The sequence below is a fragment of the Roseococcus sp. SDR genome, from assembly GCF_019083995.1.
Lineage (GTDB): Bacteria > Pseudomonadota > Alphaproteobacteria > Acetobacterales > Acetobacteraceae > Roseococcus.
On the sequence record NZ_JAHRCU010000031.1, the window covers coordinates 15,546 to 35,265 of the forward strand.

Consider the following 19,720-nt stretch of genomic DNA (forward strand, 5'->3'; position numbering starts at 1 on the left):
TGGGACCTCGCCGCAAGCTGGCCGGACAAATCGCGAGGGCGTATAAGGCTTAGACCCCGCCCCGAGGGCCGTCAATGATCCGACGTCATTGACGGCCATGGTTGCGCAATGCGAAGAGTCTCAGGAATGAGCGCGCTCGATCCCGAAGTGGCCAATCAACTGGCCGAAGACCTGCCGCCTGACGTGTTCCGCACGATCATCTCGACCTTCGAGGAAGATCTGACGCGGCTCGCGCAGGAACTGGCCGCGGCCGCGCAGGCCGGGGACCAGCAGGGCTATGAGCGCGCGGCGCACAGCCTGGCGGGTGCAGCGGCCGCGGTCGGCGCGGTGGGGCTGGAGCGTGAGGCGCGGATCGCCATGGATCATCGCCAGCCGGAGCCGCCGCACGTCATCCTGCCGCGCCTGCTGAACGAGGCGAAGGCCGCCCTGCAGGCGTTGCACGCGCTGATCCATTGAAGGGCGGGGCCTGATGCCCGCGCGCGTCCTGCTGGTCGAGGATACGCCGACCCAGGCCGAGATGGCGAAGATCATGCTGCGCGACTTCGGGCACGACATGCAGCATGCAGAGACCGGCGCCCAGGCGCTGGCCATGGCGCAGGAATGGCAGCCGGACGCCATCCTGGTGGATCTGATGCTGCCGGATTTCTCCGGCATCGAGCTGATGCGCCGCCTCAAGGCCGCGAAGGTGGACGCCACCTGCATCGTGCTCACCGCGCATGGCTCGGTGAACACCGCTGTCGAGGCGATGCGCGAGGGCGCCACCGACTTCCTGCTCAAGCCCTATGCCGCGGCGCGGCTGCGCGTGACACTCGACAACGCGCTGGAGAAACGCGCGCTCCGCAAGGAGCTGGATACGGCGCGGACGGAGTTGGGGCGCGAGAGCTTCGGCGGCTTCATCGGCGCCTCGCCCGCCATGCAGGCGGTGTATCGCACGCTGGAAAGCGTCGCTGCCTCCAAGGCCACGGTCTTCATCACGGGCGAGAGCGGCACCGGCAAGGAGGTGGCGGCGGAGACGCTGCACAAGGCCTCGCCGCGCAAGAACAAGCCCTTCGTCGCGCTGAACTGCGGCGCCATTCCGCGCGACCTGCTGGAAAGCGAGATCTTCGGCCATGTGAAGGGCGCCTTCACGGGCGCCACCGAGAACCGCCTGGGTGCCGCGAAATCCGCCGATGGCGGCACGCTCTTCCTGGATGAGATCGGCGAGATGCCGATGGAGATGCAGGTGAAGCTGCTGCGCTTCGTGCAGAGCGGGACGGTCACGCCCGTCGGCGGCACGCGGGCGGAGGCGGTGGATGTGCGCCTGGTCTGCGCCACCAACCGCGACATCCTGGCCGAGGTGCAGGCCGGGCGCTTCCGCGAGGATCTCTATTACCGCCTCTATGTGGTGCCGGTGGCGCTGCCGCCCTTGCGCATGCGGGGCGAGGATGTGCTGCTGATCGCGCGCCACCTCCTGCGCAACTTCGCGCGGGAGGAGGGCAAGCATTTCCAGCGCTTCGACGAGGAGGCCGAGGCCGCGATCCGCGCCTATCCCTGGCCCGGCAATGTGCGGCAGCTGCAGAACGTGCTGCGCAACGCGGTCGTGCTGCATGATGGCGAGGTGGTGACGCGGGCCATGCTGCCCGGGCTGCTGCTGCATGGCGCGCCGGCCATGGCGCCGGCCGCGACGCCCGCTGCTGCGCCGGTTTCCGCCACGCCCGGGACAATGCCCATCGAGCCGCTCGCGGTCTCGGAGAAGAAGCTGATCCTGGCCGCGCTGGAACACACCGGCCAGGACGTGCCGCGCGCCGCGGCGCTGCTGGAGGTGAACCCCAGCACCATCTACCGCAAGCTCACGGCCTGGAAGAAGGAAGCCTGACGCCGAGTCTGATCGTCCATGGCGGTACGCCAGGGACGTGAATCAGCCTCGCAGGATGCTGGTCTGATCGTCCCTGGCGGTACGCCTGGGGCGTGAATCAGCCTCGCAGCAAGCTGCCGCGTCAGACCATCAGCATGCCGCCATTCACATGGATGGTGGTGCCGGTGACCCAGGCCGCCTCGTCGGACGCCAGATAGGCCACGGCCGAGGCCACGTCCTTGGCACTTCCCATCTTGGCGAGCGGGATGCGGGAGAGCAGCGCGGTCTTCTGCGCCTCGTTCAGCTTGTCGGTCATCGGCGTGGCGATGAAGCCGGGTGCGACGACGTTGATGGTGACGCCGCGCGGGGCCACTTCCTGCGCCAGCGCCTTGCTCATGCCGATCAGGCCGGCCTTGGCGGCGGCGTAGTTCGCCTGGCCCGCATTGCCCGTCACACCCACGATGGAGGCGATGGAGATGATGCGGCCGGCGCGGCGCTTCATCATGCCGCGGAGTGCGGCGCGCGCCAGGCGGAAGGGGGCGTTCAGGTCCACCTCGAGGACGGCGTTCCAGTCCTCATCGCCCATGCGCAGCGCCAGCATGTCGCGCGTGAAGCCGGCATTGTTCACCAGGATGTCGAGGCGGCCATGCGCGGCCTCGATGCCGTCCACCAGGGCGGCCGGCGCGGCGGCATCGTTCAGATCGGCCGGCATGACGCTGGCGCGCTCGCCAAGCTGGGCGGCGACGGCGTTGAGCTCGGCCTCGCGCCGGCCGGTGAGGACGACATGCGCGCCCTGGGCGTGCAGCGCCTCCGCGATGCCGATGCCGATGCCCGAGCTGGCGCCGGTGACGAGCGCGATCTTGCCGGTGAGGTCAAACATGGGGTGATTCCTTCGTCTCGCGCGCGAAGCGCTTCATCATGAAATAGCGGCTGTGGCCGGGCGGGCTGTCGGGGAGGGTGCCGAAGAGGGTGTAGCCGCGCTTCTCGTAGAAGGGGCGGGCCTGCCAGCTCAGCGTGTCGAGATAGGCGCCGACGCAGCCGCGCGCCTCCGCCTCCGCCTCGATGCGGTCGAAGAGTTGCGTGCCGAGGCCGCCCCGGCGCAGATCCTCGGGCAGGAAGACCATGAGCACATGCAGCCAGGCGGCGTAGCAATGTGCCTGGATGCCGCCGCAGGGCGCCTCCTCGCCGTCGCGGAAGACCATGAGGCGCAGGGGCTTGTAGCCGTGCTCGCCCACGAAGGGGCCGTTGAAGGTCTCGAAGCCCTTCGACAGCACCTCGGCCAGCGGCGTCTCATGCGCTTCGGAGAGGAGGATGCGCGTCACAGGCTCTTCAGGAAGGCTTCGATGTCGGCCGGGTTGTTGATGGCGAGCGCGGTGGCTTCCGGCGCGTTGCGCTTCATCAGGCCGGTGAGCACCTTGCCGGCGCCGACTTCCGCGAAGCGGGTGCAGCCGGCGGCGACCATGGCGGCCACGCATTCGCGCCAGCGCACCGTGCCGGTCACCTGCTGCACGAGCAGGGCGCGGATCACGTCCGGGTCGGAGACGGGGGCGGCGGTGACGTTGGCGACGACGGGGACGGCCGGGTGGGACATGGCGGCCTTGGCCAGCGCCTCCTCCATCACGCGCGCCGCGGGGGCCATCATCGCGCAGTGGAAGGGGGCGGAGACGGGCAGGATCATGGCGCGCTTGATGCCGGCGGCCTTCGCGGCCTCGACGGCGCGCTCGACCGCCGCCTTGGCGCCGGAGACGACGACCTGGCCGCCGCCATTGTCATTGGCGACTTCAAGGACTTCCCCCTGGCCGGCCTCGGCGCAGATGGCGGCGGCCTGAGCGGCCTCGGCGCCGAGCAGCGCGGCCATGGCGCCCTCACCCGGGGGCACGGCGGCCTGCATGGAATCGCCGCGCAGGCGGAGCAGGCGGGCGGCCGTCGCGAGGTCGAAGGCACCGGCGGCGGTGAGCGCGCTGTATTCGCCGAGGCTGTGGCCGGCCACGAGCGAGACCTGGCGGGACATGTCGAAGCCGCCTTCCTTGGCCAGCACGCGGCTGACCGCGACGGAGACGGCCATCAGCGCGGGCTGGGCATTGGCGGTGAGGGTGAGTTCCTCGGCCGGACCTTCGAACATGAGGCGCGAGAGCTTCTGGCCCAGCGCGTCATCCACCTCCTCGAAGGTCTCGCGGGCGATGGCGAAGGCGTCGGCGAGGTCGCGGCCCATGCCGGGGGCCTGGCTGCCCTGGCCGGGGAAGACGAAAGCGAGAGACATGGCGGTTCCGTGTTGGACGTGTGACGGACGCCCCTTCGCGCCCAAGGGGGCGCGAGTCAACCTGGGCGTAAGCGGGATGCAAGGGGAGGGGGCGGACCGGCCTCAACCGACCTCCCTCACGCACCCGGCCGCACAGCGCCCAGCGCCTGAGGGCGTCAACAAACCATTCCGGCCGCACAGCGGCCGGCGCCGCCCAACTGACCTCCTGGCCCATCGCACCTGTGGCGCGGCGAAGCCAAGCCGCCGGAGGCGGCGCCCGGCGCGTGAGGGCGGAAAAAACCCATCGTTCGCGCCGGGGCGGGCCTCCCTTACTCCGGGGTGAACCCCGAGGCGCGAACGATGGGCCCCCACTCGTCCCGCTCCTGGCGGATGCGGGCGGCGAAGGCGGCGGGGCTTTGCGAGGTGCCGACGTTGAAGTCCAGCCGCTCCAGCGCCGCGCGCATCTCGGGCGTGTTGCCCACCTGGGTGATGGCGTTGAACAGGCCCTGGACGATGGGGGCGGGCGTGCCGGCGGGCAGCAGGGCGCCGAACCACTCATCCTTCGTCAGCGCCGTGAAGCCCAGCTCCTGGAAGGTCGGCACATCGGGGAAACGGGGGTTCCGCTGGGCCGAGGAGACGGCGAGCATGCGCAGCCCCACGCCGTTCTGCGGCGAGACATCGCCCAGCACGCCCATGAAGGCATTCAGACGCCCTGCGATCAGGTCCTGCACGGCGGGGACGGCACCGCGATAGGGCACATGCGTCATGCGGATGTTCAGCGCCTGGGCCAGCATCAGGCCCATGAAGTGGGGCGAGGCGCCGGCGGCGGGCGAGGCGAAGGGGATCTCGTTCGGCTGGCTGCGCGCCCAGGCGCCGAATTCGGCGAGCGTGCGGGCTGGGTGGCTCATCGGCACGCAGAAGGCGAAGGGGAAGGTGCAGACGGTGCTGACCGGGATGAAGTCGGTCAGCGCGTCATAGCGCACGTCGCGCGTGAAGATATGCGGCTGCAGCGTCAGCATGGAGGCGGGCGTCTGCAGATAGGTGGTGCCGTCCTTGTCCGTGTCCTTCACGAATTCGACGGCGATGCGGCCGGCGGCCCCCACGCGGCCTTCCACGATCAGGTTGGGGGCGTAGATGCCGCGCAGCCGCTCGGCATAGAGGCGGGCCACGATGTCGGAGCTGCCGCCGGCCGGGAAGCCGATGACGATGCGGGCGTTGCGGGCGACCGTCTGGGCCGCGGCCGGCAGGGCCAGGGCGGGCGTGGCGAGGGCGGCGCCCAGCAGGGCGCGGCGGTGCAGCGAGGTCATGGGCGTCTCTCCAACGAATTTTTGTGGAGAAGCGTTTAGCCAATCCCCGCACCCGATGCGAGGGGTTCTCAGCCGGCCTCGGCCGGGGCGCGCAGGGTGAGCGCCAGGGCGTGCAGGCCGCCGGCGAATTCGGCGGCCAGCGCCGCATGCACCGCGCGGGAGCGGGCCACGCGGTTCATGCCGGTGAAGGCCTCGCTGACGAGGAGCACGCTGTAATGCGTCTCCCCGCCGGGGGCGGCGCCGGCATGACCGGCATGGCGGTGGCTGTCATCCACCACCTCCAGGCGAAGGGGCGCGAAGCCCTGGGTGAGGGCGGCATGGATGCGGTCGGCGCGGGAGGACATGGGGGCAGAATCCCAGACCGCGGCGCGCTTGCCAAGTTGTTGCCAATCCGGAGGGTCGCACCCATAACGGGCTGATGGCACGCCGTGCGAGCTTCCAACCCCAGACCGACCCGAAGGCGCCCAAGCGGCCCTGCGCCTCGCCGGATTGCCCGGCGGCGGGCGAGTACCGCGCGCCCAAGGACCGGGCGCTCCGGGAATATCTGTGGTTCTGCCTGGAGCATGTGCGGCAGTACAATGCCGGCTGGGATTTCTACCGCGGCATGGCGCCCTCCGACATCGAAAGCGCCATCAGAATGGACACGGTGGGCGGGCGGCCGACGTGGCCGCTTGGGCGGCTGGGCGGCGTGCGGCTCGACCCTGAGCGCATGGCGGACCCCTTGGGGATCCTGCGCGACGCGGCCCCGCGCGAGAAGCGCCGCGCGCCGCCGCGGGCCGAGGCGCCACCCGAGTTGCGCGCGGCCCTCGGCCTGCTGGAACTCGAATGGCCGCTCGACCCGGCCACGCTGAAATCGCGCTACAAGGAACTCGCCAAGCGCTACCACCCCGACGCCAATGGCGGGGATCGCAGCGCGGAGGAGCGGCTGAAGGACATCAACCGCGCCTATTCCCTGCTGCGCCAGAAGATCGGCCGGGCCGAGCCGGCCCATGCCAACTGACCATTCCCCGGGGGTGCCCGGGTAGCCCAATCGCATGGGCTGCCCTAACATCATCCGGACGTGTTTATGCCCACCCCATCCAACGAAGCGGAAGCGTGATGACCAAGCTGGCCCAGAGCGGCGATGTGAGCCCCACCTCAGCCATCAATATGCCCGACACCACCGTCAACGCGCGCGACGTCTTCGGCGTGGACATCGACATGCAGGTGCCTGCCTATTCGGTCCGCACCGAGCATGTGCCCGAGCTCGACCCCTCCTACCGCTTCGACCGCGAGACGACGCTCGCGATCCTGGCCGGCTTCGCGCACAACCGCCGCGTGATGATCCAGGGCTACCACGGCACCGGCAAGTCCACGCATATCGAGCAGGTGGCGGCGCGGCTGAACTGGCCCTGCATCCGCGTGAACCTGGACAGCCACATCAGCCGCATCGACCTGATCGGCAAGGACGCGATCGTCCTGAAGGATGGCAAGCAGATCACCGAATTCCGCGAGGGCATCCTGCCCTGGGCGCTGCAGCACCCCTGCGCGCTGGTTTTCGACGAGTATGACGCGGGCCGCCCGGACGTGATGTTCGTGATCCAGCGCGTGCTGGAAGTGGAAGGCAAGCTCACGCTGCTCGACCAGAACCGCGTGATCCGCCCGCACCCGATGTTCCGCCTCTTCGCCACGGCGAACACGGTGGGCCTGGGCGACACGACCGGCCTCTATCACGGCACGCAGCAGATCAACCAGGGCCAGATGGACCGCTGGAACATCGTGGCGACGCTGAACTACCTGCCGCATGCGCAGGAGACCGAGATCGTCATGGCGAAGCTCGGCTCGACCGACGCCAAGATGAAGAAGCAGGTGGAGGCGATGGTGGCGCTGGCCGACCTGACGCGCGCCGGCTTCATCGCGGGCGATATCAGCACCGTCATGTCGCCGCGCACCGTCATCACCTGGGCGGACAACACGCGCATCTTCGGCGATGTGGGCTTCGCCTTCCGCCTGACCTTCCTGAACAAGTGCGACGAGGCCGAGCGCTCGACGGTGGCGGAATACTACCAGCGCTGCTTCAACGCCGAGATCGCGACGGGGCTCTACAAGAAGGCGGGGTGATGTGACCAAGCAGGACCTCACCCGCCAGGAAGAGTTCAAGCGCGCGACGGCCGGCGTGGTCCGTGCCATCGCGCAGCAGACCGAAGTGCAGGTCGCCTTCCAGCCCGGCCCGGCCGGCGTCTCCGGCAAGCGCGCGCGCCTGCCGCTGCCCACGCGCTCGCTGCCGCCCAATGAGATGGCGAAGCTGCGCGGCGCGGCCGATGCGGTGGCGCTGAAGCTGCGCCATCATGACGAGGCGACGCACGCCGCGCGCGCGCCCGCCCGCAAGGAGGCGCGCGAGGTCTTCGACGCGCTGGAGGATGTGCGCGTGCAGGCCGTGGGTTCGCGCCACATGGCGGGCGTCGCTGCCAATCTGCGCGCCCGGCTCTCGGAGGAATGCGAGGCCGAGGGCTATGACCGGATGACGCGGAAGGACCAGCTTCCGCTGCATACCGCGCTGTCCCTCATGGCGCGTGAGCGCATCTCGGGCGAGCCCGCGCCGGCCGCCGCCACCCGCATCCTGGAGATGTGGCGCGGCAGCCTGGACGAGAAGGCGAGTGCCGCGATGGAGGAACTGGTTTCCTCCACCGAGGACCAGGAGGCCTTCGCCCGCGCCGCCCGCAAGCTGCTCACCGCGCTCGACCTCGCCGAGGCCGAGACGGAGAGCGAGGCCGACCAGGACGAGGAAGGCGACGAGGGCGGCGACCAGTCCACCCAGCAGGACCAGGCCAGCGCCGGCGAGGCGCAGAGCCAGGAGCAGGAATCCATGCAGGGCGCCGAGCCCGAGAGCATGGAGGGCGAGGCCGCCGACGAAGAGGCGCAGGACAGCGAGGAAGAGGGTGCGGCCGCCGAGGGCGACGAGAAGCCCGGTGGCCCGCAGGCCCGCAAGGAAGTCCCGCAGACCGATGACACCACGCGCTACCGCGCCTTCTCGACGCAGTTCGACGAGGTGGTGGAGGCCGATGACCTTTGCGATCCGGATGAGCTGACGCGGCTGCGCCAGCAGCTCGACCAGCAGCTCCAGCATCTGCAGGGCGTGGTCTCCAAGCTCGCGAACCGCTTGCAGCGGCGCCTCATGGCGCAGCAGCAGCGCGCCTGGGATTTCGACCTGGAGGAAGGCATCCTCGACGTGGCGCGTCTCGCGCGCGTCGTCGCCAACCCCACGCTCGCGCTCTCCTACAAGCATGAGCGCGAGGCGGATTTCCGCGACACCGTCGTCACGCTGCTCATCGACAATTCCGGCTCGATGCGCGGGCGGCCCATCACGGTGGCGGCGATGTGCGCCGACATCCTGGCCCGCACGCTGGAGCGCTGCGGCGTGAAGGTCGAGATCCTCGGCTTCACCACGCGCGCCTGGAAAGGCGGCCAAGCGCGGGAGCGCTGGGTGCAGGAGGGCAAGCCGCGCAATCCCGGCCGCCTGAACGATCTGCGCCACATCATCTACAAGGGCGCGGATGCGCCCTGGCGCCGTTCGCGCCGGGCCATCGGCCTCATGCTGCGCGAGGGGCTGCTGAAGGAGAACATCGACGGCGAGGCGTTGAGCTGGGCCTATAAGCGCATCCTCGCGCGCACCGAGCATCGCCGCATCCTGATGGTGATCAGCGATGGCGCGCCGGTGGATGACAGCACGCTCTCGGTGAACCCGGGCAATTACCTCGAGCGCCATCTGCGCGAGGTGATCAAGGACATCGAGACGCGCAACGCGGTGGAGCTCATCGCCATCGGCATCGGGCATGACGTCACGCGCTACTATCGCCGCGCGGTGACGATCGTGGATGCCGAGGAACTGGGCGGCACCATGATGAAGAAGCTGACCGAGCTCTTCGACGAGGATGCCGCCGAGGCCTGGCATCGTGCCTCCGCCGAGCGTGCGCCGGCCATTCTTTGACCGGCTTCGCGCGGGGCGAATGCGCCCCGCGCGAGACGTGATGCCCCATGCCCATCTCTGACACCCTGCATCGCCGTGCGCTGTTGGCCGGCCTCGCGCTGCTGCCGGGCTGCGCGCGGGCGCAGGCGCCGGTGCTGGGCGCGCCGTCGCGGCCGTTTCTCGAACCGCTGGGCGCGCTGGCACTCGACACCACGCCCTGGGGTTTCGGCGGGCTATCCGCGCTGCATCTGTCGCCGGAGCTGATGCTGACGGCGGTGAGTGACACAGGCCGCTGGTGGCGCGCGCCGCTGTCGCTGCGCGAGGGCCGGCTGGCCGGCATCGGTGAGGCGCGGCACGGGCCGCTGCGCGATGCGGCGGGGCAGCCGCTGCGCCGTGGCGTGCAGGCGGATGCGGAAAGCCTCGCGCGGCTGCCCGATGGCGATTGGCTCGTCGGCTTCGAGCGGCGGCACCGCATCATCCGTTATCGTGATCTCACCGCCGGGCCGGGCACGCCGGTCGAGACGCCGCCAGGCCTGGAGGAATCGCCCGGCAATGGCGGGCTGGAGGCGCTGGCCGTGCTGGCGGATGGGCGGTTGCTGGCCTTGGGCGAGTCGCTGCCCGGTGGGGCGGGGGCGGAGAGCCGAGCTGCATGGTTCGGGACCTTGCACAGCACGCGGGTGATCTGGCGGCGGACGAGCTATCTGCCCGCGCCGGGGATGGACCCGACCGATGCCGCCGGCCTGCCGGATGGCGGGGCCCTGGTGCTGGAGCGGCGCTTCTCCATCTTCGGTGGCTTCACGTGCCGGCTCGCGCATCTGCCGGCGGCGGCGCTGCGCGGGAACGAGCCCCTGCGCGGCGAGACCTGGCTCGACCTGCCGCCCGATGCGCCCGCCGAGAACTGGGAGGGGGTGGCGGTGGCGCGGCATGGCGGGCGCACGCTGGTCGCCCTCGTTTCGGACGACAACCAGAACCTGTTCCAGCAGACGCTGCTGCTGCTTTACGCGCTCCGCTGAAGCATGGCGTGCTGATCGACTTCCTCGGGCGTCGCCGCCCAGCCGCGCGTGACCAGGAAGCGCGCGAATCCGGGTGAGGCGGTGATCACGCAGAAGGGGATGGCCAGCAGCAGCCCGCCCGCCCAGGGCAGCGCGAACCAGATGGCCCAGGGTGCGGTCAGCGCGAGGAAGAGGAAGGTCAGCACGCCCATCATCGTGTGGAAGCCGAGCAGCCGCGCCGCATCGCCCCAGCCCACATCGCGCGCCGTGCGGTTCTGCGCGGCCCAGCCCATGCGGGCGCCGAAGGGCAGCGCGGCCAGGAAGCGCGCCTTGTTCACGCAGGAGATGGGCGAGAGGATGGTGGTGAACAGGATCTCCGCCAGCGCGCCTGCCGCGAAGGTCGCGCGGCCGCCATAGCGCGCCGCCTCGCGCCCCTGGAGCAGCACCTGGGCATAGCCCATCAGCTTCGGCGCGTGCTGCGTCACCCAGAAGAGCGCCATGAGCCCGGTCAGATGCCAGGCGCTGACCTCATCGAAGCGGCCCAGGGCGGCAAGGATCGCGGCCAGCGTGAAGGCCAGCACCCAGAGCGGCGCGCAGAGGAAGAGCAGGATCGCCTGGATCAACTGGAAGCGCGCCATGGCGGAAAGTCCCGGGCGGCGCAGCAGCGGCAGGTATTGCATGTTGCCCGCGGCCCAGCGCAGGTCGCGGGCCATGAATTCCGGCAGGGCGGGCGGGTTGCCCTCCATGCTCCCGCGCTCCTCCGGCAGGCACCAGACCTCCCAGCCCGCGCCATGCAGGCGGATCGCCTCGACCTGGTCATGGCTGAGAATGGTGGAGCCGTCGGGCAGGGTGTCGAGCTTGCCGTGGGCGCGGAAGGGGGCGATGCGGATCAGCGCGTTGTGGCCCCAATAGGGCCCCTTCGGCCCCTGCCACCAGCCCTGGCCGGTGGCCCAGGCGCGCATGCCGGCGCGCATGCCGAACTGGAAGAGGCGCGGGAAGGGCGCGGCGACCGGGCGGCCGACGATGAGTTGCTGCAGGATGGCGATGCGGGGTGCCGCATCCAGGGCGAGCGCCAGCTTCATCACGGCCGCCGGCGTCATCTCCGAGTCGGCGTCGAGACAGAGCAGGTAGTCATAGGCCGCGCCCTCATTCTCCAGGAACTCCATCACGTTGCCGGCCTTGAAGCCGGTATTGGCGGCGCGGCGGCGCAGATGGATGCGCCCCGCATCCTGCGGGCGCCAGCCGGCGAGGGCGGCATCCTCGGCCGATCGGAAGGCGGGGTCCTGCGTGTCGGAGAGGAACCAGAGGTCGAAATGGCTGGCCGGCAGCCCGTCCAGCAGGGGGGCGAGCGCGGCCAGGATGGGCGCCATCTCCTCGTTGCGGAGGCAGAGCGCGATGGCGGTGCGGCCTTGCGGCGTGGGGCGCGTGAGGTCGAGGCCGCGGAGCGCGGGCACCACATGGGCCGGCGGGTCGCGGCTGAAGAGGAGGATGGCGCCGCCCAGCAGCGCATTCACGGTCGAAAGCGCGATCCAGGGCGTGAGCAGGGCGAGGCAGGCGAGGAACAGGGCCTCGGGAAGAAGAAGGGCCTCCACCAAGGGGGGGGTGGGGAAGGTGGAGGCCGTGAGCAAGGCGCCGGCAATCAGGGCGCCGAGCCCGAGTGTGGCAATCGGTCGGATGCGCATGCCGGGACGCTTAGCGGATAATCCGCGCCACATCACGGCAGGTTTCAGCCTGGAATTCGGCCGCTGCTGCCCGCACCCCCGGAAAGGAGGCTGGGCGGTGTGCCCCCGGGCCTGGCTTGGCCCGGCGACGGGATAAAAGAGGCCTCCGCCGCGGGAAAAGGGGGGGTGTGCGGCGGAGGCCAGGATCAAGGAACCCTGGGTGGGGCGCCTGATCCGAAAGCGGGTCGGTCGGGCGAGGCGGTCATGCGGCGTCGCGGGAGGAGGGGCCGCGGCGTCGCAGGACCGTGTGGCCGGCTCGCCCTGGACGGAGGCCTCCGTCAGGCGAGGTGGCGAGACGGATCAGGCGGAGATGATCTTCCAGGCGACGTGGCCCAGGACGCCGACCAGGGCGGCGGAGGCGGCGAGGAGGGAGAAGCGCAGCGCCAACAGAACGACCTCACCGCGATTAATCTCAGTACGGTCAGACATTCTCAATTTCCTTACATTTGGAGGTTGCACCTGCCATTCTTATACACGACCCATTCACGAATGAAACCAGAAATTGTGGTTGATGTGCATTTTGTTTATTTAAAAGATTAGTTTACGGTTTTTGAGACGTTTTTACTCCGGCGCGACTCACGCTTATGCTCCCGCAGCCACCCCGCGGATCCGAAACATGTACGCTCAGCGCGATCAGGCAGATGCAGCCCTGCACCAACTTTATGCGGAGATGGCGCCCGCCCATCTCCATCCTCTCTGGGAGGTGCTGCACGGCCTCGTAACCCCCACGCCGCGTTCCGCCGCGACGCCGGTCCTGTGGCGCTATGCCGAGGCGCGCGATTTCCTCATGCGTGCGGGCGCCTTGATCAGCGCGGAGCAGGCCGAGCGACGTGTGCTGATCATGGAGAACCCGAGCCTGCCTGGCTCCTCCTGCGCCACGCCCGCGCTTTATGCCGGCCTGCAGCTCATCCTGCCGGGTGAAGTCGCGCCCTGTCACCGCCACACCCAATGCGCGCTGCGCTTCGTGATGGAGGGCGACGGCGCCTTCACCGCGCTGGATGGCGAGAAGGCGGTGATGCGGCCCTTCGACCTCGTGCTCACGCCCAATTGGCAATGGCATGATCACGGCAATACGAGCGACGCGCCGATGATCTGGCTGGATGGCCTCGATATCCCGATGGTGCGCTTCTTCGAGACGAGCTTCGCCGAGCGCCTGCCGGAATCGGCGCATGCCGAGACGGCGCCGGCGGGCGACACGCTGGCGCGCTATGGCCGCAATCTGCGGCCCTTCGCAGGCACGCCGGCCGCGCGGCGGCCCGCGCAGCTGCCGCTGTTCCACTACCCCCATGCGGAATGGCAAGCGGCGTTGCGGGCCATCGCCACCCATGACGCGCCCGATCCCCACCTGGCCCACGCGCTGGAATTCACCAATCCGGCCGATGGCGGGCCGATCATGCCCACCATCGCGGCGCATGTTCGACTGCTGCCGCAGGGCTTCACCACGCGGGCGCGCCAGGCGACGGATGGCACCATCTTCGTCGTCGTCTCGGGGCGTGGCACGGCGCGCATCGGTGGGCAGGATTTCGCATTGATGGAGCGGGATTGCTTCGTCGTGCCCTCCTGGCAGCCGCTGGAGCTGGAGGCGGCGAGCGAGCTGGTGCTCTTCGGCTATTCCGACCGCGCGGCGCAGGAGAAACTTGGGCTTTGGCGCGAAGCCAGGGCATAAGGGCGGCCTGTTTCCAGAGGAACGTCGCGCGGCCGTTGGGCCGCCTTTCGCCATGCTTCGTCTCACGCGCCTCCGCCTCACGCGCTACCGCTCCTACGCCGCGGCGGAGCTGCGCTTCGACGCGCCCATGCTGGTCTTCACCGGTCCCAATGGCGCGGGGAAGACGAACCTGCTGGAAGCGATCAGCCTGCTCGGTCCTGGGCGCGGCCTGCGCGGGGCGCGGATCGGCGAGGTGGGGATGCAGGGCGGCGGAAGCTGGAGCGTCTCGGGCCATTTCGACGATGGGCTGGGCGGCTTCGAGATCGGCACCGGCAGCCTGGAGGAGGGCAGCGCCGAGCGCCGCGCCTTCCGGCTGGATGGCGAGAAGATCCGCGCCCAGGCGGAACTGGCCGAGCGCGTCGCCGCCGTCTGGATCACGCCGCAGATGGATCGCCTCTTCCAGGAGAGTGCCGGCGGGCGCCGGCGCTTCCTGGACCGTCTGGCGATGGCGCTGGAGCCGCATCTGGCGCGGGAAGCGACCGCCTATGAGGCCGCGATGGCCGGCCGCAACCGGCTGCTGCAGAAGGGCCGCGCGGAGCCCGCCTGGCTGGCCGCGCTGGAGGATGCGATGGCGCGGCACGGCATCGCCATCGCGGCCTCCCGCAGGGCGCTGGTGGCGCGGCTGAACGAGGCCCAGGGCGCCGTGGCGGAGAGCGCCTTCCCGGCCGCGATCCTGGCGCTGCAATGCCCGGCGGCGGCGCTGCTGGAGGAGATGCCGGCGCTGGCCGCCGAGGAGGCGCTGCGCGCGGCCTGGGCTTCTTCCCGCGCGCGGGATGCGGCGGCGGGGGCCACGCTGAGCGGGCCGCACCGGGCGGACCTGCTCTTCACCCATGCGGCCAAGGCCATGCCGGCCGGGCTCTGCTCGACGGGCGAGCAGAAGGCGCTGCTGATCTCGACCGTGCTGGCCCATGCCGGGCTGATCGCGGCCGCGCGCGGCTTCGCGCCGCTCCTGCTGCTGGACGAGGTGGCCGCCCACCTGGACGAGGCGCGGCGCGGGGCGCTGTTCGCGGCACTCGCCGCGCTGCCCGCGCAATGCTTTCTGACGGGCACGGATAGGGAGGTGTTCGGCCCCCTTGCCGGGCGCGCCGGCCATTGGCGAATCGCCCCGGGGGAGGCCCATCCCGCGCCCCTGTCCCTGCCCGCATAAATCGGGCATAAACCGTAGGTTCTTCCAAAGGTTTTGCGATTCCCGATGAGCAGCGATTCCCCCACCGGTGACGAGACGCCGAACCAGGTTTCCGACGCCGACTATACCGGCGCTTCGATCACCGTGCTGCGCGGCCTCGAGGCGGTGCGCAAGCGCCCCGGCATGTATATCGGCGACACGGATGACGGCTCGGGCCTGCACCACATGGCCTTCGAGATCATCGACAATTCGGTGGACGAGGCGCAGGCCGGCTATGCCAGCCGCGTGGACGTGGTGCTGAACGGCGATGGCAGCGTCTCCGTCACCGATGACGGGCGCGGCATCCCGGTGGACATGCACCCCGAAGAGGGCGTGAGTGCCGCCGAGGTGGTGCTGACGCGGCTGCATGCGGGCGGCAAGTTCAACCAGAACTCCTACAAGGTCTCGGGCGGGTTGCACGGCGTGGGTGCGGCCGTGGTGAACGCGCTCAGCGAATGGATGGAAGTGCGCATCTGGCGCGGCGGCATCGAGCATTTCATCCGCTTCGAGCATGGCGACACGGTGCAGCCGCTGAAGGTGATCGGCCCCTCGGATCATCCGCAGGGCACGCAGGTCACCTTCAAGCCCTCGGCCGCGACCTTCACGCAGGTGGAATACGATTTCCACATCCTGGAGCGGCGCCTGCGCGAGCTGGCCTTCCTCAATTCCGGCCTCGCCATCACGCTGCGCGATGATCGCCACGTGCCGGCGCAGTTGGCTGAATTCAAGTTCGATGGCGGCCTGGTCGCCTTCGTCGAATGGCTGGACAAGGGCAAGGAATCCCTCTTCAAGCCGCCGATCAGCGTGGTGGCGAAGGAGACGGACGGCATCCGCGTCGAGCTCGCCATGTGGTGGACCAATTCCCCGCGCGAGGTGATGCTCTGCTTCACCAACAACATCCCGCAGCGCGATGGCGGCTCGCACCAGGCGGGCTTCCGCCAGGCGCTGACGCGCGTCGTCTCCAAATACGCGGAAGAGCTGGCGAAGAAGGAGAAGATCGAGCTCGCCGGCGATGACATGCGCGAGGGGCTGACCTGCGTGCTTTCGGTGAAGGTGCCGGACCCGAAGTTCAGCTCGCAGACCAAGGACAAGCTCGTCTCCTCCGAGGTGCAGCCGGTGGTGCACATGGCGGTCGCGGACGCGCTCTCGCACTGGTTCGAGACGCATCCGAAGGAGGCGAAGCTCGTCCTCGATCAGGTCGTGCTGAGCGCGGTCGCGCGCAAGGCGGCGCAGCTGGCGCGCGAGAAGGTGGGGCGGAAGAACGCGCTGGATATCTCCACCCTGCCCGGCAAGCTCGCCGATTGCCAGGAGAAGGACCCGACGAAGAGCGAGCTCTTCCTCGTCGAGGGTGACAGCGCGGGTGGCTCGGCCAAGCAGGGGCGCAATCGCAGCAACCAGGCCATTCTCCCGCTCAAGGGCAAGATCCTGAACGTGGAGCGCGCGCGCATCGACAAGATGCTGGCGAGTGCGGAGATCGGCACGCTGATCACCGCACTCGGCACCGGCATCGGCTCTGGCGATCCGGCGAAGGGCGGCTTCTCGGCCGACAAGCTGCGCTACCACAAGATCATCATCATGACGGACGCGGATGTGGATGGCTCGCACATCCGCACGCTGCTGCTGACCTTCTTCTTCCGCCAGATGCCGGAGCTGATCGAGCGCGGGCACCTGTATATCGCGCAGCCGCCGCTCTATCGCGCCAAGCGCGGGAGCGAGGAGCGCTACCTGAAGGATGACCGCGCCCTCGAGGATTATCTGATCGAGAAGGCGACGAGCGGGGCGCGCATGACCCTGGCCGATGGCCGCGTGGTCGCGGGCGAGGAGCTGGCCGAGATCGTGGAAGGCCTGCGGCAGACGACGTCGCGCATCCGGCGCCTGGCCGCACAGGTGCCGGTCGAGATCGTCGAGCAGGCGGCGATGGCGGGCATCCTGACGCCTGACCAGCAGCGCGCGATGGAAGGGGCGCCGGATTTCGTGAGCCGGTTGGACGCGATGGCGCCGCCGGCCGAGCGCGGCTGGAAGGCCGCGGTGGATGATGCGGGGATCCACATCCACCGCATGGTGCGCGGCGTGGCCGAGCGCCACACGCTGACGGCGGCGGCGCTGCGCAGCAGCGAGGCGCGCTGGCTGGATGACCGCCGCGCCAAGCTCACGGCGGAATTCGCCGCTGGTGCCAAGCTCGCCTTCGAGGGCAGCGAAGTCGCCGTGCGCGGCCCGCTCGCCGCCTTCGACCGCATCCTGGCGCAGGGCCGCCGCGGCCTCTCCTTCCAGCGCTTCAAGGGCCTGGGCGAGATGAACCCGGACCAGCTCTGGAAGACGACGCTCGACCCCGCGGTGCGGACGCTGCTGCAGGTGCGCGTGGATGACGCGGAGGACGCGGAGAGCGTCTTCTCCACGCTGATGGGCGATGTGGTGGAGCCGCGGCGCGACTTCATCGTGGGCAATGCGCTGAAGGTGGCCAACCTGGACGTCTGATCGGCACCACCGATCTTCCGGATTGGTTTTGTGGTATTTCGCCTATCAAGGGCCAGTGGCATGGTGTCTCTCGTGGGGGATGATCTCCACGGGAGACAGGAGAGCCGGCCATGACCCGCTTCGCCAAGACCACCGCCCTCGCCGCCGCCGCTGCCGCGGTGATGAGCTTCGCCCAGCCCGCCGCGGCCCAGGGCCTGCCGACCTATTGCAACAACACGCTCTACACCAACTCGCTCTACGCCAATGTGCTCTCGGATGGGCGCACGGCGCAGGTGCAGTACCACGGCCAGTTCCAGAACCGCAGCAACCGCCCGATGACGGCCAATATGCTGGCCGTGAGCGAGATCGTGATCAACAACAACCGCTTCCCCGTGGTGCGTCACATCGCCACCTTCGACCTCAACAGCTATGAGCAGAAGGACGTTCAGTTCCTGACGATCCGCGTGAACAACCCGGCCGGCACCGGGGCGCCGAGCGCGGTGGATGTGGGCCGCGCGATCCGCTTCACCTGCACCGCACGCTGAGCCCATGCGCTGGGGCACCGGATGGGGCGGCCGCGTCACGGCCGCCCGATCCTCACGCGCGCGGTTCAACCCACAACGAAGCGCGCGCTGCTGCCCCGGAGGCCGGGCGTCACTTCCAGCCGCGCAGGGATGCGCGTCTTCAGCTCCGCGACATGGCTGATGATGCCGACGAGGCGTGAGCCGCCCTGCAGGCCGGCCAGCACCTCCATCGCCTTGTCCAGCGCCTCCTCGTCCAGGCTGCCGAAGCCTTCGTCGATCAGCAGCGTGTCCACCGGGCGCGCGCCGGCATGGGCCTGCACCGTCTCGGCGAGGCCGAGGGCGAGGGCCAGCGCGGCGCAGAAGCCCTCGCCGCCCGAGAGCGTGCCGGCGGGGCGGGACTGGCCGGTGTGTTCGTCGAAGACCTCGATGTCGAGGCCGACGGCGGCATTGGCGCGGGAGGGATCTTCGCGCCGAGCGAGGTGATAGCGGCCGGCCATCATGCGGTGCAGATGGGCGTTGGCGGCGCCCAGCGCCTCGTCCAGCAGGCTGGCCAGGACGAAGCCCTCGAAATCCAGGCGCCGCGCGTTCTGGCCCTTGGTCTGCCGGGCGAGATTGTCGAGCAGCGCGTGGCGCTCGCGCGCTGTGGCGAAGCTGGCATCGGCCTCCTGGATGCGCTGGAGGAGGCCGGCCGATTGCGCCGCGCGTTCGCGCGCTTCGCCTTCGAGCCCGGTGGCCATGCGTGCGGCCTGCTGCGCATTGCCTGCCGCGGTTTCCAGCGTGGTGAGATCCGGCGCCGCCAGCCCCTCGATGTCGCGCGCGCTGCGCGTGGCCGCAGCGCGGGCGAGTTCGAGGCGGAGGCGGAAATCCTCGATCCGCGCGGCCAGCGCCTCCATCGCGTCGGGCGCGAGGCGCGCCTCGGCATAGGCGTGGAGCGTGGAGAAGCCTGCCGCCTCGCAGGCGGCGAGCATGCGCGCCTTGCCCGTCTCCAGCGCGGTCTGGGCGGCTTCGGCGCTGGCGGCGGCCGCCAGCGCGGCGGCCTGGGCGGCGTGCAGCGCGGCGCCGGCGGCGGCGTCCTCCTTGCGGTCGCGGTCCAGGGCGGTGGCGAGCGCGTTGAGCCTGGCCTGCGCGGTGGCGGCCTGGGTGGCGAGCGCCTTCTCGTCCCGCGCCTCGGGCGGGAGGGCTTCCAGCCGTGTCGCATGGGCGGCCAGGGCGGTGGTCGCGGCCTCCTGCGCCGTTGCGCGCGCGACCTCCTGCATGTTGAGCCTGCCCTCCGCGTCGCGGCGCGCCTCCTCCGCCTGCGCGAGGGCGGTGTCGAGCGCGGTCAGGCGCCGCGCCGCGGCCTCGGCGGCCTGGAAGGCGGCCTGCGTGGCGGCGAGGGCGCCTTCGGGCAGAGGATCGGTCAGGCGGCGGGCGAGGTCGTCCCGGCGGGCGGTCGCGGCCCGCACTTCGCCCTGGGCGCGGGCGAGCCTGGTGCTGGCGTCAAGATGGGCCCGGCGTGCCGCCTCCTCGTGCCGTGCCGCCGCGGCGCGATCCTCGCCCTGCCCTGCGGCGGGTGTCGCGGGGTGCGGGTGGTGCGTGCCGCCGCAGACGGCGCAGGGCTCGCCTTCCCGCAGGTGCAGCGCGAGTTCGGCGGCGGCGGCGGCCCAGGCGGCTTCGTCGGCGGCGGCGCGGCCGGCCTCGGCCTCATCCAGCGCGGCGCGGGCCCGCGCGGCCTCCGCCTCCGCTTGCGCGAGCGCGGCCTGCGCCGCGATGCAGGCTGCCTCCGCCTCCCGCAGCGCCGTCGCGTCCCTCGCCTGTTGCGCGGCCTGGGTCATGGCGGCGCGGCGCGGCTCG

At 70.3% G+C, this 19,720-nt stretch carries 18 protein-coding genes; 10 read left to right on the forward strand and 8 right to left on the reverse strand.

The features are described from left to right. Positions 1–126 precede the first annotated feature (126 nt). A complete protein-coding gene (locus KTR66_RS22770; RefSeq protein WP_213616803.1) occupies positions 127–456 on the forward strand; it encodes an Hpt domain-containing protein in 330 nt (109 codons plus the stop codon). Positions 457–469: 13 nt separating this feature from the next. Beyond that, positions 470–1,855, forward strand: coding sequence for a sigma-54 dependent transcriptional regulator (locus tag KTR66_RS22775; protein ID WP_213616804.1), 1,386 nt, complete (start codon positions 470–472; stop codon positions 1,853–1,855). A 121-nt stretch (positions 1,856–1,976) separates the two neighbouring features. Here the strand turns inward: KTR66_RS22775 and fabG are convergent, their stop codons facing one another. The 5 genes from fabG to KTR66_RS22800 all read right to left on the reverse strand — a co-directional run bounded on the left by fabG (position 1,977) and on the right by KTR66_RS22800 (position 5,724). After that, positions 1,977–2,714 (reverse strand): 3-oxoacyl-[acyl-carrier-protein] reductase, encoded by a 738-nt coding sequence (gene fabG, locus KTR66_RS22780; RefSeq protein ID WP_213616806.1) that lies wholly within the window; start codon positions 2,712–2,714, stop codon positions 1,977–1,979. Further along, positions 2,707–3,156, reverse strand: coding sequence for a GNAT family N-acetyltransferase (locus KTR66_RS22785; protein WP_213616808.1), 450 nt, complete (start codon positions 3,154–3,156; stop codon positions 2,707–2,709). The genes fabG and KTR66_RS22785 overlap by 8 nt, the downstream gene beginning before the upstream one ends. Then, entirely contained in the window at positions 3,153–4,094 is a 942-nt protein-coding gene (gene fabD / locus KTR66_RS22790) for an ACP S-malonyltransferase (protein ID WP_213616810.1), read from the reverse strand. Before fabD ends, KTR66_RS22785 begins: the two co-directional genes overlap by 4 nt. A gap of 308 nt (positions 4,095–4,402) precedes the next feature. Next, positions 4,403–5,380: a tripartite tricarboxylate transporter substrate-binding protein gene (locus KTR66_RS22795; RefSeq protein WP_213616812.1), complete on the reverse strand. Its 978-nt coding sequence runs from the start codon at positions 5,378–5,380 to the stop codon at positions 4,403–4,405. A gap of 68 nt (positions 5,381–5,448) precedes the next feature. Beyond that, positions 5,449–5,724 carry a BolA family transcriptional regulator gene (locus KTR66_RS22800; protein WP_213616814.1) on the reverse strand — a complete coding sequence of 92 codons (276 nt, stop codon included), beginning with the start codon at positions 5,722–5,724 and terminating at the stop codon, positions 5,449–5,451. Between the two features lie 74 nt (positions 5,725–5,798). On the opposite strand from KTR66_RS22800, the gene KTR66_RS22805 reads away from it, so the two are divergent. The 4 genes from KTR66_RS22805 (at position 5,799) to KTR66_RS22820 (ending at position 10,339) form a co-directional block, all read left to right on the forward strand. Next, complete coding sequence (locus KTR66_RS22805; RefSeq protein ID WP_213616816.1) at positions 5,799–6,380, forward strand: J domain-containing protein; 582 nt, start codon at positions 5,799–5,801, stop codon at positions 6,378–6,380. A 98-nt stretch (positions 6,381–6,478) separates the two neighbouring features. Further along, positions 6,479–7,480 (forward strand): cobaltochelatase subunit CobS, encoded by a 1,002-nt coding sequence (gene cobS / locus KTR66_RS22810; RefSeq protein ID WP_213616818.1) that lies wholly within the window; start codon positions 6,479–6,481, stop codon positions 7,478–7,480. Position 7,481: 1 nt separating this feature from the next. After that, a complete protein-coding gene (cobT, locus tag KTR66_RS22815) occupies positions 7,482–9,347 on the forward strand; it encodes a cobaltochelatase subunit CobT (RefSeq protein ID WP_213616820.1) in 1,866 nt (621 codons plus the stop codon). A 47-nt stretch (positions 9,348–9,394) separates the two neighbouring features. Continuing rightward, the gene (locus tag KTR66_RS22820; protein WP_213616822.1) at positions 9,395–10,339 is read left to right on the forward strand and encodes an esterase-like activity of phytase family protein; all 945 of its coding nucleotides are present in this window, start codon (positions 9,395–9,397) and stop codon (positions 10,337–10,339) included. On the opposite strand, the gene mdoH is transcribed toward KTR66_RS22820, so the two are convergent. After that, complete coding sequence (mdoH, locus tag KTR66_RS22825) at positions 10,324–12,000, reverse strand: glucans biosynthesis glucosyltransferase MdoH (RefSeq protein WP_213616824.1); 1,677 nt, start codon at positions 11,998–12,000, stop codon at positions 10,324–10,326. The genes KTR66_RS22820 and mdoH overlap by 16 nt on opposite strands. Positions 12,001–12,339: 339 nt before the next feature. Continuing rightward, positions 12,340–12,468, reverse strand: coding sequence for a hypothetical protein (locus KTR66_RS25145; RefSeq protein WP_256437657.1), 129 nt, complete (start codon positions 12,466–12,468; stop codon positions 12,340–12,342). Positions 12,469–12,655: 187 nt separating this feature from the next. Between KTR66_RS25145 and gtdA the strand changes: the two genes are divergently transcribed. The 4 genes from gtdA to KTR66_RS22845 all read left to right on the forward strand — a co-directional run bounded on the left by gtdA (position 12,656) and on the right by KTR66_RS22845 (position 17,908). Continuing rightward, entirely contained in the window at positions 12,656–13,705 is a 1,050-nt protein-coding gene (gene gtdA, locus KTR66_RS22830; RefSeq protein ID WP_213616826.1) for a gentisate 1,2-dioxygenase, read from the forward strand. A gap of 52 nt (positions 13,706–13,757) precedes the next feature. Further along, the gene (gene recF / locus KTR66_RS22835) at positions 13,758–14,891 is read left to right on the forward strand and encodes a DNA replication/repair protein RecF (protein WP_213616828.1); all 1,134 of its coding nucleotides are present in this window, start codon (positions 13,758–13,760) and stop codon (positions 14,889–14,891) included. Positions 14,892–14,936: 45 nt separating this feature from the next. Beyond that, positions 14,937–17,384, forward strand: a complete 2,448-nt coding sequence (gene gyrB, locus KTR66_RS22840) for a DNA topoisomerase (ATP-hydrolyzing) subunit B (protein ID WP_213616830.1) — start codon at positions 14,937–14,939, stop codon at positions 17,382–17,384. A 110-nt stretch (positions 17,385–17,494) separates the two neighbouring features. Continuing rightward, positions 17,495–17,908, forward strand: coding sequence for a hypothetical protein (locus KTR66_RS22845; RefSeq protein ID WP_213616832.1), 414 nt, complete (start codon positions 17,495–17,497; stop codon positions 17,906–17,908). 65 nt (positions 17,909–17,973) lie between these two features. On the opposite strand, the gene KTR66_RS22850 is transcribed toward KTR66_RS22845, so the two are convergent. Continuing rightward, positions 17,974–19,720 (reverse strand): SbcC/MukB-like Walker B domain-containing protein (locus tag KTR66_RS22850; RefSeq protein ID WP_305799146.1); only part of this gene is annotated, 1,747 nt, incomplete at its 5' end.

What these genes read in the sequence shown, in the direction of transcription:
- KTR66_RS22770 (WP_213616803.1), top strand. Translation starts at nt 127, where the DNA reads ATGAGCGCGCTCGATCCCGAAGTGGCCAATCAACTGGCCGAAGACCTG.
- KTR66_RS22775 (WP_213616804.1), top strand. Translation starts at nt 470, where the DNA reads ATGCCCGCGCGCGTCCTGCTGGTCGAGGATACGCCGACCCAGGCCGAG.
- fabG (WP_213616806.1), bottom strand. Translation starts at nt 2,714, where the DNA reads ATGTTTGACCTCACCGGCAAGATCGCGCTCGTCACCGGCGCCAGCTCG.
- fabD (WP_213616810.1), bottom strand. Translation starts at nt 4,094, where the DNA reads ATGTCTCTCGCTTTCGTCTTCCCCGGCCAGGGCAGCCAGGCCCCCGGC.
- KTR66_RS22795 (WP_213616812.1), bottom strand. Translation starts at nt 5,380, where the DNA reads ATGACCTCGCTGCACCGCCGCGCCCTGCTGGGCGCCGCCCTCGCCACG.
- KTR66_RS22800 (WP_213616814.1), bottom strand. Translation starts at nt 5,724, where the DNA reads ATGTCCTCCCGCGCCGACCGCATCCATGCCGCCCTCACCCAGGGCTTC.
- KTR66_RS22805 (WP_213616816.1), top strand. Translation starts at nt 5,799, where the DNA reads ATGGCACGCCGTGCGAGCTTCCAACCCCAGACCGACCCGAAGGCGCCC.
- cobS (WP_213616818.1), top strand. Translation starts at nt 6,479, where the DNA reads ATGACCAAGCTGGCCCAGAGCGGCGATGTGAGCCCCACCTCAGCCATC.
- KTR66_RS22820 (WP_213616822.1), top strand. Translation starts at nt 9,395, where the DNA reads ATGCCCATCTCTGACACCCTGCATCGCCGTGCGCTGTTGGCCGGCCTC.
- mdoH (WP_213616824.1), bottom strand. Translation starts at nt 12,000, where the DNA reads ATGCGCATCCGACCGATTGCCACACTCGGGCTCGGCGCCCTGATTGCC.
- KTR66_RS25145 (WP_256437657.1), bottom strand. Translation starts at nt 12,468, where the DNA reads ATGTCTGACCGTACTGAGATTAATCGCGGTGAGGTCGTTCTGTTGGCG.
- gtdA (WP_213616826.1), top strand. Translation starts at nt 12,656, where the DNA reads ATGTACGCTCAGCGCGATCAGGCAGATGCAGCCCTGCACCAACTTTAT.
- recF (WP_213616828.1), top strand. Translation starts at nt 13,758, where the DNA reads ATGCTTCGTCTCACGCGCCTCCGCCTCACGCGCTACCGCTCCTACGCC.
- gyrB (WP_213616830.1), top strand. Translation starts at nt 14,937, where the DNA reads ATGAGCAGCGATTCCCCCACCGGTGACGAGACGCCGAACCAGGTTTCC.
- KTR66_RS22845 (WP_213616832.1), top strand. Translation starts at nt 17,495, where the DNA reads ATGACCCGCTTCGCCAAGACCACCGCCCTCGCCGCCGCCGCTGCCGCG.